Consider the following 13,736-nt stretch of genomic DNA (forward strand, 5'->3'; position numbering starts at 1 on the left):
CACATGTCTGATTCTATGCCGCAACGCGCTGACTACCGTCACTTCCAACCGATCATCACGCGTTGGCACGATAACGATGTGTATGGTCACGTGAACAATGTCACCTACTACAGCTACTTCGACACGGCGGTGAATACTTACCTGATTGAAGAGGGTGGGCTGGATATTCACGACGGTGAAGTGGTGGGGTTTGTGGTGAGTTCGGCGTGCGATTACTTTGCGTCGATCGCGTTCCCCGATCGCATAGAGATTGGCCTGCGCGTGGGCAAGTTGGGTAACAGCTCGGTGCAGTATGAGTTGGCGGTGTTCAAGTCAGGCGAAGAGGATGCCTGTGCGGCGGGGCGCTTTGTGCATGTCTTTGTGGACCGGGCGTCGAACCAGCCGGTGACGATTCCGGCGCGATTGCGCGAGGCGTTGCAGCGGTTGGTGGTGTAACACAACCTGTGTCATCAGCGGAAATCAATGTGGGAGCTGGCTTGCCTGCGATAACGGTGCGTCAGGGTTGGATGCGCTTCCGACACTACGCTATCGCGGGCAAGCCCGCTCCCACATTGGTCCAGCAGTGTCTCTCGACCTTACCGGTGATTACGGTAGTGATGCTTGTTCTTGCGATGCCCATACGCATGGCCACGGCCACGATGGTCATCACGGTCATAACGACGGTTATCCCGACCGCGATAGCGACGGTCGTCGTCATCGCTCTTGTTGCCCATGTAGTTGCCCAGCGCACCACCTGCACCGCCGCCTGCGGCTGCGCCGATCAGGCTGCCGGTGTTGCCACCCATGCTGCGGCCCACCACGTTGCCGCCTGCCGCGCCGAGTGCGCCGCCAATGGCTGCTTCACCACGGCTGCGCTTGTCAGCGCCGACTGCACTGCCGCCCGCGCCGCCCAGCGCTGCGCCGATGGCCGAACCGGTGTTACCGCCGACCTGCTGGCCGACAACCGAACCTAGAACCCCGCCCAATGCGCCGCCCACACCGGCTTCGGTGGTGCCACCGGCCATGGCTGCGCCACTGACCAGGCCAAGGGACAACAAGAGAATCGAGGAAAACTTCATAGAGAGACCTCAAGAGGATGACGGCGCGATCCTGAGGTTGTATCGGGATGCTGACAATCGAAAACCGACCAGTGGTACAGGTTGTATACAATTCTCTAAGTTGCTGTTTTGTATGGGGAACTTAAGTGGGTTTTGCGAGTCTTTAGCTACTTCGGAACGGCCGCTTTTATGCAAAAGCGGCCTTTTTTGTGCCTGGGATTTTCAGTAGCCGGGGCGAGCGGCTTGTTTTGGTGAGCGGGCTTGCCCCGCATTGGGCTGCGACGCGGCCCCAGATAATGTCAGCGCATTCTTTCAGTCAGAACGCAGTGCCTGGACCCAAGGGCTGCTACGCAGCCCAACGCGGGGCAAGCCCGCTCGCCACAACGGGCCCGGTGCCGCAACAGGCGCGCCCGTCACAACAATCCCGGTCAGGCCGAGCGCGCCATGATCAAGCCGGTCGCACTCGCCGCTTCCAGGCGGATCGCCACAAACTTCGACGTCGGCGTATGGCTGCCATCGCCAGTGCTCTCCAGTGGCACCAGCGGGTTCACTTCCGGGTAGTAAGCGGCTGCCTGTCCTGCGGGAATATCAAACGCCAGCAACGTAAAGCCCTTCACTCGGCGTTCACGGCCGTCTTCCCACAGCGAAACGATGTCGGCTTTCTGCCCGGGCTTGAAGCCCAGGCGGATGATGTCGGCTTCATTCACGAACAGCACGTCACGCTGACCTTTCACGCCACGGTAGCGGTCGTCCAGGCCGTAAATGGTGGTGTTGTACTGATCGTGAGAACGCATCGACTGCATGATCAGGTCCGGCACCCGGCCCGTGGCGTGGGTGCGTTCGTGGATCAGGTCTTTGGGCAGCACGTTCGGGCGGAAATTGGCGCGGCCCGAGGGCGTGTTCCAGCGGCGTGCGCCAGCGGAGTTGCCCAGGTAGAAACCGCCCGGGTGTTTGATGCGCTCGTTGAAGTCCTTGAAGCCTGGGATGGTGTCTGCGATGAGGTCGCGGATGCGCCCGTAGTCGGCGACTAGCCAGTTCCAGTCCACGGGTTTGCTGCCCAGGGTTGCGGCAGCAATGCCGGCAAGAATCGCAGGCTCGGATTTCATCAGCTTCGACAGTGGCTGCAGTTGGCCGTTGGAGCCGTGAACCATGCTGAACGAGTCTTCCACCGTCACCGCTTGCGGGCCGTCGGCCTGGATATCGATGTCGGTACGGCCCAGGCACGGCAGGATCAGCGCGTCTTTACCGTGCATCAAATGGCTGCGGTTGAGCTTGGTGCTGATCTGCACGGTCAGGTCGCAGCTGCGCAGTGCTTCAAAAGTGCGCGGGCTGTCGGGCGTGGCTTGGGCGAAGTTGCCGCCCAGGCCGATAAACACTTTGGAGCGGCCTTCGAGCATCGCGTGGATGGCTTCCACGACGTTATGGCCATTGTGGCGCGGCACCTGGAACTGGAAGCGCCGTTCCAGGGAATCGAGGAATGCCACCGGTGGGCGCTCGTTGATGCCCATGGTGCGGTCGCCCTGCACGTTGCTGTGGCCGCGCACCGGGCACAAGCCGGCGCCTGGGCGGCCGATGTTGCCGCGCAGCAGCATCAGGTTGGCGATTTCCTGAATGGTCGGCACCGAGTGGCGATGCTGGGTGATGCCCATCGCCCAGCACATGATCACGTTCTTGCCTTTGGCGTACATGCGCGCCGCTTGCTCGATCTCCACCAGTGTCAGGCCGGACTGCTCGACGATCTCATCCCACGAGGTGTCGTCGATCTGGCCCAGGTACTCCAGCACGTTGGTGGTGTGTTCGTTGAGGAAGTCGTGATCGAACACGGCTTCTTTGCCTTCGGCCTGGGCCTGGCGTTCCCACAGCAGCAGGAACTTGGCCATGCCGCGCAGGATGGCCATGTCGCCGCCCAGTGCCGGGCGGAAATAGGCGGTGTTGGTCGGCTTGTCGCCGTTGGTGAGCATTTCCAGCGGGTGTTGCGGGTGCTGGAAACGTTCCAGGCCGCGCTCTTTCAGCGGGTTGATGCACACCACCTGGGCGCCGCGTTTGACTGCCTCACGCAGCGGTTCGAGCATACGCGGGTGATTGGTGCCGGGGTTCTGGCCCCACACGAAAATCGCATCGGCGTGTTCGAAGTCGTCAAAGGTCACGGTGCCTTTGCCCACCCCCACGCTTTGCGCCAGGGCCACGCCGCTGGCTTCGTGGCACATGTTTGAGCAGTCCGGGAAGTTGTTGGTGCCGTAGGCGCGCACAAACAGCTGATACAGGTAAGCCGCCTCGTTGCTGGCGCGGCCCGAGGTGTAGAACTCGGCCATGTCCGGGCTTGGGAGTGCGTTGAGGTGCTTGCCGACCAGGTCGAACGCTGCTTCCCAGCTGATCGGCGTGTAGCGGTCAGTTTCGGCGTCATAGCGCATCGGCTCGGTCAGGCGGCCCTGGTATTCGAGCCAATAGTCGCTTTGCTCCAGCAGTGCGGTGACGCTGTGCTTGGCAAAAAATGCGGCATCCACGCGGCGTTTGGTGGCTTCCCAGTTGACCGCCTTGGCGCCGTTTTCGCAGAACTTGACCATGCCGCTTTCCGGCGAATCGCCCCAGGCGCAGCCCGGGCAGTCGAAGCCGCCGTTCTGGTTGGTCTTGAGCATCATGCGCAGGTTTTTCAGCGCGTTGTCGCTGGTCAACCAGGCCTGCGCCACGCTGATCAGCGCGCCCCAGCCGCCAGCCGGGCCTTTGTAGGGCTTGTAGCGCGGAGTCGGGGTTTGGTCGGCTTGGTGGTGCTGGCTCATGACTGGTTCTCCATCGCAGGGCTGTAGACCCGCGGCGCACTTTTCTGCGGCAGGTGGATGAGATTGAGGTTGTGTCGGCGGGCCCATTGCAAGGCCAGGCCGGTAGGCGACGACAGGCTGACCAGGGTCTGGATGCCCGCGCGCAGAACTTTCTGGATTAATTCGAGGCTGCAGCGACTGGTGACAATCGCCAGGCCGCCGTCGGTCGGAATCTTTTGGCGGATCAAGGCGCCGATCAACTTATCCAGGGCGTTATGCCGGCCGATGTCTTCGCGGCCCATCAGCAATTCGCCCTGATTATTCATAAACACCGCCGCATGCACTGCGCCGCTGTACTGGCCCAACGGCTGGAACGCGCTGATGCGCTGGCGCAGGCCGTCGAGCCATTCGGCAGGTGGCAAGGGCGCGCCGGGCAGCACTTGAAGGTCTGGCAGGGCTTGCTCCACCGCCTCGACACCGCACAAGCCGCAGCCACTGGTGCCCGCCAATTGGCGGCGCTGCTGCTTGAGGTTCCAGAAGGCACGGCTGGAAATTTGCACCTGAGCGTATTGGGCCGAGCCCGAACCGCTGAGTTTCAGGTCATATATGTCGCTAACGTCGGCGATAATGCCGCTGCCGATGCTGAAGCCGACGATGAAATCTTCCAGGTCCGTTGGCGTCACCAACATGACCGCCTGGCTGATGTCGTTATAGGCAATCGCCAACGCCACTTCTTCCGCCAACGCTGTGCTGGCGACTTCTGTGTGTTCGAGGTTGCAAAACTGGTAGCTCTGGCTGGAGGCGGGCGCGGGCGTTTCGAGGGCGGGCGCCGCGCAGACTGGGCGCTTGGCGTTCATGTGGCAGTACCACCGGCGGATTGATCAGTGTTTAGACTAGGCGCGACAAAGGGTCGCGTCTAATCGCCAGTACTGATCTATCGATAGATGGCGTCGATCAAGGCTCTTGTTGCGATTTTTGAAACAGCGCGAAACAGGCTTCCGCCAATGCCGAACGCGGTGCGCTGCGACGCATGATCAGCCCCAGGCGAGCCAATGTGTGAGCGTCTTCAATGGGTTGCAGGCGCAGGTGCTCAGTCAGTGCATCCAGGCCGCCGTCCAATGGCATCACCGCGCAGCACAGGCCGCCGTGCACGGCTTGTAACAATTGATGCACCGCATCGGTTTGCAACAGCGGTTGCGGGTTGAGCCCGCGGCTGTGGAAATTATGGTCGATGGACTGACGGAAATGCATGCCGCTGGTGAGCATGCCCAGCGGCAGTTCGATCAGAGCTTCCCAGCTCAACGGCTTGTCGCCGAAGCTGAAAAAACGCTGGTCGTAGAGCAGGCCCATGCGGGTTTCGCCCAAGGCCAGCGAGTCGAAGCGCTCGTTATCCAGGCGCTCCAGGTAGGACACGCCGAGGTCCAGGCGGTTGCTCGCCAGCTGTTCGAGGATTTGCTCGGAGCTCAATGCCGACAGTTCAAAGCGCAGGCTCGGATGCTCTTTATGCAGTTGCTGCATCAAGGCCAAGGGATCGAAGCTCGACAACGGCACCACACCCAGGCGCAAGGTGCCGACCAAATTGCCGCGACAGGCCGCTGCTTCGGCCTGCAAGCCGTCATAGGCCGCCAGCACCGTGCGCGCCCACGCCAGCACGCGCTCGCCCGGCGCGGTAAAGCCTTCAAAGCGCTGGCCGCGATTGACCAACGGCAAGTCCAGCTCTTCTTCCAGGTTACGCAAGCGCATCGACAGGGTCGGCTGGGTGATATGGCAGCGCGCGGCCGCCTGACCGAAGTGGCGCGTCTCGTCGAGGGCGATGAGGAATTTCAGCTGTTTGATGTCCATCTTCGCTCCGGGCTTATTCCAATGGCGGGGGATTCTAGCGCGTTTGGGTCTTTGGTCGGCCTGGAACCCAAGACAGCAGGACTGGTCTAGTCTTGGGCATCTGGAACTTAAAAACCCAAGGAGAGCGCACCATGAGTATTTTTAGCTTTGTTAAGGAAGCAGGCGAGAAGCTTATTGACCTGTTGACGCCGGGTAACGCCAACGCAAGTGATGATTTGAAAAAGCACATCAGCGATGTCGGGCTCGGAAACCCGAATATCACCGCAACCGTTGATGGCGACAAGGTCACCGTGAAGGGTGAAGTTGCCTCTCAGGAAGAAAAAGAAAAAATCATCCTGGCTGCAGGCAACATCGCAGGTGTTGGCAGTGTAGAAGACCAGATCACCGTGACCGGCCCGGCTGTGACAGCGGCCCGTTTCGTCGTCGTGAAAAAGGGCGACACGCTGAGCGCGATTTCCCTGGCGGTGTACGGCAACGCCAACCAGTACCAAAAGATCTTTGAGGCCAACAAGCCGTTGCTCAAAGATGTGGACAAAATTTACCCAGGGCAGACACTGCGCATTCCTGAGTAATACGCTGGCCCAACGGTGGGAGCCGGCTTGTGTAGGAGCTGGCTTGCCTGCGATAGCATCACCTCGGTGTCATTGATACACCGAGGTGCCTATATCGCGGGCAAGCCCGGCGCTCACACGAGCCCGCTCCCACTTTTGATTAGAGCCCGGCGATCAGATCCCGGTAATCCCCCACCGCCGCAAACTCTGCCGTGTCCTTTGGCCCCTTCTTGCTGTCCGGTTCTTTCACTGCCAGCAGATGCCCCACGCCAAAATCCCGGGCACTGCGCAGGATCGGCAAGGTGTCATCAATAAACAGGCTGCGCGCCGGGTCGAACTGGATGTCCGCTTGCAGGGCATCCCAGAATTGCGGGTTCTCCTTGGCAAAACCATAGTCATGGGAGCTGATCAACCGCTCGAAATACGGCGCCAGTTCAATGCGTTCCAACTTCAAGGATAGCGAGTCACGATGAGCGTTGGTGATCAGAACCACGCGCTTGCCGGCCTGCTTGATCGCCGCCAGAAAGGTATCCGCGTCCGGGCGCAGGGCAATCAGGTGGGCCGTTTCCAGCTTGAGTTCGCGCACCGGAATATTCAGTTCCGTGCTCCAGAAGTCCAGGCAATACCATTGCAACTGTCCCGCGTTACGCTCGAACAGTGGCTGCAGTTCCCTATCGGCCATGGCCCGGCTTACGCCGTGCAGCTCGGCGTAGCGCTGGGGCAGGTGCTCCATCCAGAAATGGTTGTCGAAATGCAGGTCGAGCAAGGTGCCGTCCATGTCCAGCAGGACGGTATCGATGGCGTGCCAGGGCAAAGAGGGCATGGGGCGTTCTCATGTAAGTAAAGATATCCGACACAGACAATCGGAAAAGCCACGGTATAGTAACCCGATCACGCCAAGGAGCCGCTTATGCGCCAGAAACCCACCGTCCTCGCCCGCGAAATAGTCGCCAGTAGCCGTTTGTTCCGCGTGGAGGAAGTGCAATTGCGCTTTTCCAATGGCGTTGAACGGACCTACGAGCGCCTGGTAGGCCGCGGTGCCGGCTACGGCGCGGTGATGATCGTGGCGATGATTGACGACGATCATGCGTTGCTGGTGGAGGAGTACTGCGGCGGCACCGATGAATATGAGGTGTCGTTGCCCAAGGGACTGATCGAACCCGGCGAAGACGTGCTGGCGGCGGCCAACCGTGAACTCAAGGAAGAGGCCGGTTATGGCGCGCGTCTGTTGGAGCACATTACCGAGCTGTCGTTGTCGCCCGGCTACATGAGCCAGAAAATTCAGGTGGTGTTGGCCACCGATCTGTACGAAGAGCGCCTGGAGGGCGATGAGCCTGAGCCGATGCGGGTTGATCGGGTTAACCTGCGCGAGCTGTCGCAGCTTGCGCAAAACGAGCAGTTCAGCGAGGGGCGCGCCCTGGCGGCACTGTATCTGGTACGAGACCTGTTGACCCAGCGTGGAGCGTTTATCGCATGAGCGAACTGTTTTTAGGTCACCCGTTTATTGCCCCTGTGATTGAGCTGGCCCGTCAGGCGGGTGAAGTGATCCTGCCGTATTGGCGCGCCGACGTGGAGGTTACCTCCAAGTCGGATGACTCGCCGGTGACGGCAGCGGACCTGGCCGCTCACCATCTGATTCTCACCGGCCTTACCGCGCTCGACCCGAGCATTCCGGTGTTGTCCGAAGAAGACGCGGATATCGACCAGAGTGTGCGTGCGGGCTGGCAGCGCTGGTGGCTGGTTGACCCGCTGGATGGCACCAAGGAATTTATCTCTGGCAGCGAAGAATTCACCGTCAATATCGCCTTGATCGAACAAGGCCGCGTGGTGTTTGGCGTGGTATCGATGCCGACCAGTGGCCGTTGCTACTTCGGAGGCGCGGGGCTGGGGGCGTGGCGCTCTGATGTGAACGAGGCACCCAAGCAGATTCAGGTACGCCAGACGCCGGCAGCGGGTGAAGCCTTCACCGTGGTTGCCAGCCGCCGCCACAGCAGCCCTGAACAAGAGCGCCTGCTGCACGGCTTGAGCGAAGGCCTGGGAGCGTTGAAGCTGGCGAATATCGGCAGCTCGCTGAAATTCTGCCTGTTGGCCGAAGGCAGTGCCGATTGCTATCCACGTTTGGCGCCGACGTCGCAGTGGGACACCGCAGCGGCTCAGGGCGTGTTGGAAGGCGCGGGCGGCGAGGTGTTGGAGTTGAGTGGTAAGCCGTTCAGCTATCCGGCGCGGGAATCGCTGTTGAACCCGTTCTTTTTGGCGCTGCCGGCCAAGGCCGCATGGCGCGAGCGCTTGCTGACCCTGGCGAGATCCTGAGCCTGGCGTAGATTCAATGTGGGAGCTGGCTTGCCTGCGATTACGGTAGAGCAGCCACTAACGCGGTGACGGTCAGACCGCTATCGCGGCGCCTCAACATAACGTCCGATAAACGCAAAATAGGTAACAGACGAGCTTTCGTGGCGAGCGGGCTGGCCCAGCGTTGGGCTGCGAAGCGGCCCCAATAAGAACACCGCGCTCTGCCGGCCGACCGCCGTTTCAGGTTTTAGGGCTGCTTCGCAGCCCAACGTGGGGCCAGCCCGCTCGCCACGGAGGATGGGGTCGCCATTCGGAAGTTGTGTAGATACCGTGGCAATCCAGCGCTCATATTTTTTTGGGGTTTGACGGTTAACGGTGCAAGACGTACTGGCCAGTAAACGCCACCGCGCGCTCCTCACTCCCCTCATTCACGATCCACGTCTCCAGCGTCAGCCGCGCCCGGCCATAACGGTTATACGTCGCCACAAAACGCTTCCACACCTTCTCCTCCGGCGCCCGACACACTACCGTCGCATCCCGTGTGACTGGCAGCGGATAGCTGATCTGCCCTTCCTGAATCACGATATGCCCGTCTTCTATGCCTTCTTCGCGCAATTGCAGGTGCAGCCAACCCCAGCCCGCCAGCACGGCGCCGCAATACAGGCTGCCGCCAAACATGGTGCTCTTGTGGTTGATATTGGCTTGCAAGGGCAGGTGCAGCTGCAACTGGCCGTGTTGCCAGTCAAGCACCTTGAGGCCCATTTCCCGGGTAAGCGGGATGTCGTGGTGAAGGATGGATTCCAGGTAACGGCTGTCGCGGCTCATGGCGGCCTCTTGGCGAGTGGGCAGGGTCATTCGTCGTCGGCGCTGTGGTTGGCGCTGTCGGCGAAGTTCAGGCCGTGCTTGCGCAGTTTGTCGTGCAGGGTTTTGCGCGGTATGCCCAAAGCTTCCGCGAGGCTGCGCACCGAGCTGTGAGGGCGGGTCAGCTCGGCGGCGATCAGGCTTTTTTCGAACTGCTCGACTTGTTCGCTCAGGCCGCCGGGCGTAGAAGTCAGGATGCCAGCGGCAGGGTTGTCCGCCGTGGCGTCCAGTGCCAGTTCGAGCCCCAGGGCAAAGCGTTCTGCCGCATTCTGCAGTTCGCGCACATTGCCGGGCCAGCTATGACGCAGCAGCAGCGCGCGCTGGCCTGGTTGCAGCTCGTTAAGCGGCAGGCCGTGACGGCTGCTGGCCTCGTCGGCGAAGTGTTGAAACAGCATCAAGGCATCCTCGCCGCGCTCGCGCAACGGTGGAATGCGCAGCGGTGCAACATTGAGGCGGTAATACAAGTCGGCGCGGAAGCGACCCTGATCGGCAGCCTGGCGCAGGTCTTCCTTGGTGGCAGCGATGATGCGGATATCCAGCGGGATCAGTTGATTGCCCCCCAGGCGTTCCACCACGCGCTCCTGCAACAGGCGCAACAGCTTGACCTGCACGTCCAGGCTCATGCTTTCGATTTCATCGAGAAACAGCGTGCCGCCATTGGCGAACTCGAATTTGCCGATACGGCGTTTCTGCGCGCCGGTAAACGCTCCCGGCTCATGGCCGAACAGCTCGCTCTCGACCACTGATTCGGCCAGTGCGCCGGCGTTGATCGCCACAAACGGCCCGCTGCGTCGGCTGGACAGGTCGTGCAGCGCGCGCGCCACCACCTCTTTGCCGGCGCCGGTTTCGCCGAGGATCAACACGTCGGCGCGGGTCGCGGCCAGGGCGCCGATCTGCTCGCGCAGGCGCAGCATTTGCGGCGAATGCCCGACCAGGCGCGTGCTCAATTGCTGACGGTCACTGAGGGCCAGGCGCAGGCTGCGGTTGTCCAGCACCAGACGGCGCAGGGCCAGGGCGCGACGCACGCTGTCGAGCAGGGCATCGCTGGCGAAGGGTTTTTCAAGGAAATCATAAGCGCCGGCCCGCATGGCTTGCACCGCCAGCGGCACGTCGCCGTGGCCGGTGATCAACAGCACCGGCAGTTCCGGGTCCTGGCCGTGCAGTTCGGCGAGCAACTCCAGGCCGTCCATGCCGGGCATGCGGATGTCGCTGACCACCACGCCCGGCCAGTCCCGCGACAGGCGCGCAGTGAGGCCGGTGGCTTCGCCCAGGGTCAGGACGTTCAGCCCGGCCAGGTCCAGGGTCTGGCACAGGGCCTGACGCAGGTGTGGATCGTCGTCGATCAACACCACCTGAATCTGGTTATCGATACTCATACACTGCGGTCCTCGGACGGTTGCAGACTGACGCCCGGCGAGCCGGCACGCAATTTCAAGGTTAACAGCGCGCCGCCTTCCTTGTGGTTGGCAAACAGCAATTCGCCACCAAAGGCACGCATCAACGTGTCACAAATTGCCAGCCCCAGCCCAAGGCCCTGGGTGCGCGTCTTGGTGGTGTAGAACGGCTCGCTGGCGCGGCCCAGGGCTTCCATGCAAAAGCCTGGACCGTTGTCGCGAATGTACAGGTTGACGCCCTGTTCGGTGGTTTGGGCACTCAACCAGAGTTTGCGCGGCGGGCCTTTTTCGGTGAGAGCGTCGAGGGCGTTGGCCAGCAAGTTGCCGAGTACCTGGCGCAGACGCGTTTCGCCGGCCTGTACCCACAGGGTTGCTTCTGGCAAATCGCGGATCAGCTCCACTTCCATCGACCGTCGCCGCTTGGCCAGCAACGCCAGTGCATCGTCCAGCGCCGGTTGCAGGGCCACGCTTTCCGGTGCGTGGCGGTCGCGACGGGCGAACGCGCGCAGATGCGCGATGATCGAGGCCATGCGCCCGGTCAGTTCGCTGATCAGTTTGAGGTTGCCGCGAGCGTCATTGGTGCGCTCGTGGTCGAGCAGGATCTCGGCGTTTTCTGCGTAGCTGCGAATCGCCGCGAGCGGTTGATTGAGTTCGTGGCTGATGCTCGCCGACATGGTCCCCAACGCTGACAGTTTGCCGGCTTGCACCAGGTCGTCCTGGGCGCGAACCAGTTCCTGCTGGGCGTGTTCGCGCTCAAGCACTTCCTGTTTCAGGCGCCGGTTGAGGCCTTCAAGGTCGCTGGTGCGCTCGATCACGCGGGCTTCCAGTTCGCGGCGCGCCTTGGCTTCAAACGCGATGCGCTCCAGATAATGGCGACGGCGCTGCATCATCAAGCCCAGCAGCAGCATCAGTACCAGCAACGTGGCGCCGCCGACTGCTACCACCGTGCGCACCGGGCGATTGATCAGCGAGCGCGGCGCCAGAATTTCCACCGTCCAGCCGGTTTCGGCAATGGCTGAGGATTGGCGCAGCCATGCCGTCGTACTCAAGGCCAGCGGTTGTGGGTCGCGCGTCGGGTAGGGCTGGATCGCGATGATGGCTTGGCGCTCTTCGGCGGTCAGCGGCCGTGTCGCACGGAATCGCCATTGCGGGCGCGATGTAAGGATCACCACGCCGTTGTGGTCCGTCACCAGCAGTTGTTCCGGGGTTTTGCCCCACAGGCTTTCGGTATGGTCCAGGTCAACCTTGACCACCAGCACACCGATGATCGTGTCGCCATCGCGCACGGCGGCGGCGAAGAAGTAGCCGCGTTTGGCCGACGTGGTGCCCAGGCCGAAAAACCGGCCCAGGCGCCCGGCCATGGCTTCGCTGAAATAGGGGCGAAACGAGAAGTTGCGCCCGACAAAGCTGTCCTGCTTGTCCCAATTGGAGGCGGCGAGCGTTTTGCCGGTGGTGTCCATCAGGTACATCACTTCTACCCCGGCCTGGGCGGCGACGTTCTTGAGCAACAGGTTGGCGTTGACCAGGTTGGTGCTGACATCGGGCGCATCCAGCGCGGTGCGCAGGGCCGGCAAATCCCCCAGAATCTGGGGCAGCACTTCATAGCGGTGCAGGGTGCCGAGCAGGTTGGCGACGTAGAGGTCGAGGGTCTGGCGGTTTTGACCGGCCAGTTCGCTGCGGTAATAGCGCTCGGCCAGGTGTTCCAGCGGCCACAGCAGCGGTGCCAGGCACAACGCCAACAGGGCGAGGCTGCGCCAGCGGGGTCTTCGCGGAAGGGGTGGAGTCATGGGAATCATGCGCCTGTGGGGACAGGCGCATTATGCCTAGCTGTGGTGCGTGATGCTGTTGTTATGCAATCAGGTCTTTTGGCTCGGTGTTACCCAGGCGCTCACCCTGATAGCTGCCGTCCTGGACGCGGCGGCACCAGTCGAGGTTATCGAGGTACCACTGCACCGTTTTGCGCAGGCCGGTTTCGAAGGTTTCTTCGGGCACCCAACCCAGGTCGTGCTCGATCTTGCTGGCATCGATCGCGTAGCGCTGATCGTGGCCCGGGCGATCCTTGACGAAAGTGATCAGGTCGGTGAATTTTTCCACGCCCGCCGGGCGATTGGGTGCCAGTTCTTCGAGCAGGCCACAAATGCCGCGAACCACGTCGATATTCTTCTGTTCGTTGTGGCCGCCGATGTTGTAGGTCTCGCCGACCACACCTTCGGTAACCACTTTCAACAGCGCGCGAGCGTGATCTTCGACGAACAGCCAATCGCGCACTTGCAGGCCATCACCGTAGACCGGCAGTTGCTTGCCGGCGAGGGCGTTGAGGATGACCAGCGGGATCAGTTTTTCGGGGAAGTGGAACGGCCCGTAGTTGTTCGAGCAGTTGGTCAGCAGCACCGGCAGGCCGTAAGTGCGCTGCCACGCGCGGACCAGGTGGTCGGACGCCGCCTTGCTGGCCGAGTACGGCGAGCTTGGCGCGTAAGGCGTGGTTTCAGTGAACAGGTCGTCCACGCCGTGCAGGTCGCCGTAAACCTCATCGGTGGAGATGTGGTGAAAGCGAAACGCGCTCTTGGCCGGCTCTTCCAGCGTTTGCCAGTAAGCGCGAGTGGCTTCCAGCAGGCTGTAAGTGCCGACGATGTTGGTCTGGATGAAATCCGACGGGCCATCAATGGAGCGGTCGACATGCGACTCGGCTGCCAGGTGCATGATTGCCTCAGGCTTAAAGCGCGCAATCACGGCGCTGACCGCAGCCTGGTCGATGATATCGGCCTGCACGAACTCATAGCGGCTATTGGACGCAATGCTGGTCAGCGATTCCAGGTTGCCGGCGTAGGTGAGTTTGTCCAGGTTGAGCACGTCGTGCTCGGTGTTTTGAATCAGGTGACGAACCAGGGCGGAACCGATAAAACCGGCACCGCCGGTGATGAGAATACGCATGTCGAGGGCCTTTTCCTTAGACGAAGACTTGGCGAAGTTGGCATAGCTTGAGTTGTGAATCGGGACGGCGCAAGC

The 13,736-nt window shown here is 61.6% G+C and carries 13 protein-coding genes; 4 read left to right on the top strand and 9 right to left on the bottom strand.

Annotated features, from left to right (window positions below; all coding sequences use genetic code 11):
• Positions 1-3: 3 nt before the first annotated feature.
• The gene (locus C4J83_RS01385; protein WP_119738177.1) at positions 4-435 is read left to right on the top strand and encodes an acyl-CoA thioesterase; all 432 of its coding nucleotides are present in this window, start codon (positions 4-6) and stop codon (positions 433-435) included.
• 140 nt (positions 436-575) lie between these two features.
• On the opposite strand, the gene C4J83_RS01390 is transcribed toward C4J83_RS01385, so the two are convergent.
• The 4 genes from C4J83_RS01390 to C4J83_RS01405 form a co-directional block, all read right to left on the bottom strand.
• Complete coding sequence (locus C4J83_RS01390; protein ID WP_106577421.1) at positions 576-1,058, bottom strand: glycine zipper domain-containing protein; 483 nt, start codon at positions 1,056-1,058, stop codon at positions 576-578.
• Positions 1,059-1,465: 407 nt separating this feature from the next.
• Positions 1,466-3,814: an FdhF/YdeP family oxidoreductase gene (locus tag C4J83_RS01395; RefSeq protein WP_124416183.1), complete on the bottom strand. Its 2,349-nt coding sequence runs from the start codon at positions 3,812-3,814 to the stop codon at positions 1,466-1,468.
• Positions 3,811-4,650: a formate dehydrogenase accessory sulfurtransferase FdhD gene (fdhD, locus tag C4J83_RS01400; protein ID WP_119738173.1), complete on the bottom strand. Its 840-nt coding sequence runs from the start codon at positions 4,648-4,650 to the stop codon at positions 3,811-3,813. Before fdhD ends, C4J83_RS01395 begins: the two co-directional genes overlap by 4 nt.
• Positions 4,651-4,747: 97 nt before the next feature.
• Positions 4,748-5,635: a LysR family transcriptional regulator gene (locus C4J83_RS01405; protein WP_119738171.1), complete on the bottom strand. Its 888-nt coding sequence runs from the start codon at positions 5,633-5,635 to the stop codon at positions 4,748-4,750.
• A gap of 131 nt (positions 5,636-5,766) precedes the next feature.
• Between C4J83_RS01405 and lysM the strand changes: the two genes are divergently transcribed.
• The gene (gene lysM, locus C4J83_RS01410) at positions 5,767-6,207 is read left to right on the top strand and encodes a peptidoglycan-binding protein LysM (RefSeq protein ID WP_124416184.1); all 441 of its coding nucleotides are present in this window, start codon (positions 5,767-5,769) and stop codon (positions 6,205-6,207) included.
• A gap of 139 nt (positions 6,208-6,346) precedes the next feature.
• Here the strand turns inward: lysM and yrfG are convergent, their stop codons facing one another.
• Positions 6,347-7,009 carry a GMP/IMP nucleotidase gene (yrfG, locus tag C4J83_RS01415; RefSeq protein ID WP_124416185.1) on the bottom strand — a complete coding sequence of 221 codons (663 nt, stop codon included), beginning with the start codon at positions 7,007-7,009 and terminating at the stop codon, positions 6,347-6,349.
• 87 nt (positions 7,010-7,096) lie between these two features.
• On the opposite strand from yrfG, the gene nudE reads away from it, so the two are divergent.
• Both nudE and cysQ read left to right on the top strand, forming a co-directional pair.
• Positions 7,097-7,663: an ADP compounds hydrolase NudE gene (gene nudE, locus C4J83_RS01420; RefSeq protein ID WP_124416186.1), complete on the top strand. Its 567-nt coding sequence runs from the start codon at positions 7,097-7,099 to the stop codon at positions 7,661-7,663.
• Positions 7,660-8,496 (top strand): 3'(2'),5'-bisphosphate nucleotidase CysQ, encoded by an 837-nt coding sequence (gene cysQ / locus C4J83_RS01425; protein ID WP_124416187.1) that lies wholly within the window; start codon positions 7,660-7,662, stop codon positions 8,494-8,496. The genes nudE and cysQ overlap by 4 nt, the downstream gene beginning before the upstream one ends.
• A gap of 348 nt (positions 8,497-8,844) precedes the next feature.
• On the opposite strand, the gene C4J83_RS01430 is transcribed toward cysQ, so the two are convergent.
• The 4 genes from C4J83_RS01430 to rfbB form a co-directional block, all read right to left on the bottom strand.
• A complete protein-coding gene (locus tag C4J83_RS01430) occupies positions 8,845-9,300 on the bottom strand; it encodes a thioesterase domain-containing protein (RefSeq protein ID WP_106577429.1) in 456 nt (151 codons plus the stop codon).
• 26 nt (positions 9,301-9,326) lie between these two features.
• Positions 9,327-10,712 carry a sigma-54-dependent transcriptional regulator gene (locus tag C4J83_RS01435; protein ID WP_119738161.1) on the bottom strand — a complete coding sequence of 462 codons (1,386 nt, stop codon included), beginning with the start codon at positions 10,710-10,712 and terminating at the stop codon, positions 9,327-9,329.
• Entirely contained in the window at positions 10,709-12,517 is a 1,809-nt protein-coding gene (locus C4J83_RS01440) for a sensor histidine kinase (RefSeq protein ID WP_106577431.1), read from the bottom strand. The genes C4J83_RS01435 and C4J83_RS01440 overlap by 4 nt, the downstream gene beginning before the upstream one ends.
• A gap of 61 nt (positions 12,518-12,578) precedes the next feature.
• Positions 12,579-13,661: a dTDP-glucose 4,6-dehydratase gene (rfbB, locus tag C4J83_RS01445; RefSeq protein ID WP_106577432.1), complete on the bottom strand. Its 1,083-nt coding sequence runs from the start codon at positions 13,659-13,661 to the stop codon at positions 12,579-12,581.
• Positions 13,662-13,736 lie beyond the last annotated feature (75 nt).

It is taken from the genome of Pseudomonas sp. LBUM920, from assembly GCF_003852315.1.
Classification (GTDB): Bacteria; Pseudomonadota; Gammaproteobacteria; order Pseudomonadales; family Pseudomonadaceae; genus Aquipseudomonas.

Excerpts from the sequence above, each read along its gene's own strand:
- C4J83_RS01385 (WP_119738177.1), top strand. The coding sequence starts at position 4 with ATGTCTGATTCTATGCCGCAACGCGCTGACTACCGTCACTTCCAACCG.
- C4J83_RS01390 (WP_106577421.1), bottom strand. The coding sequence starts at position 1,058 with ATGAAGTTTTCCTCGATTCTCTTGTTGTCCCTTGGCCTGGTCAGTGGC.
- C4J83_RS01395 (WP_124416183.1), bottom strand. The coding sequence starts at position 3,814 with ATGAGCCAGCACCACCAAGCCGACCAAACCCCGACTCCGCGCTACAAG.
- fdhD (WP_119738173.1), bottom strand. The coding sequence starts at position 4,650 with ATGAACGCCAAGCGCCCAGTCTGCGCGGCGCCCGCCCTCGAAACGCCC.
- C4J83_RS01405 (WP_119738171.1), bottom strand. The coding sequence starts at position 5,635 with ATGGACATCAAACAGCTGAAATTCCTCATCGCCCTCGACGAGACGCGC.
- lysM (WP_124416184.1), top strand. The coding sequence starts at position 5,767 with ATGAGTATTTTTAGCTTTGTTAAGGAAGCAGGCGAGAAGCTTATTGAC.
- yrfG (WP_124416185.1), bottom strand. The coding sequence starts at position 7,009 with ATGCCCTCTTTGCCCTGGCACGCCATCGATACCGTCCTGCTGGACATG.
- nudE (WP_124416186.1), top strand. The coding sequence starts at position 7,097 with ATGCGCCAGAAACCCACCGTCCTCGCCCGCGAAATAGTCGCCAGTAGC.
- cysQ (WP_124416187.1), top strand. The coding sequence starts at position 7,660 with ATGAGCGAACTGTTTTTAGGTCACCCGTTTATTGCCCCTGTGATTGAG.
- C4J83_RS01430 (WP_106577429.1), bottom strand. The coding sequence starts at position 9,300 with ATGAGCCGCGACAGCCGTTACCTGGAATCCATCCTTCACCACGACATC.
- C4J83_RS01435 (WP_119738161.1), bottom strand. The coding sequence starts at position 10,712 with ATGAGTATCGATAACCAGATTCAGGTGGTGTTGATCGACGACGATCCA.
- C4J83_RS01440 (WP_106577431.1), bottom strand. The coding sequence starts at position 12,517 with ATGACTCCACCCCTTCCGCGAAGACCCCGCTGGCGCAGCCTCGCCCTG.
- rfbB (WP_106577432.1), bottom strand. The coding sequence starts at position 13,661 with ATGCGTATTCTCATCACCGGCGGTGCCGGTTTTATCGGTTCCGCCCTG.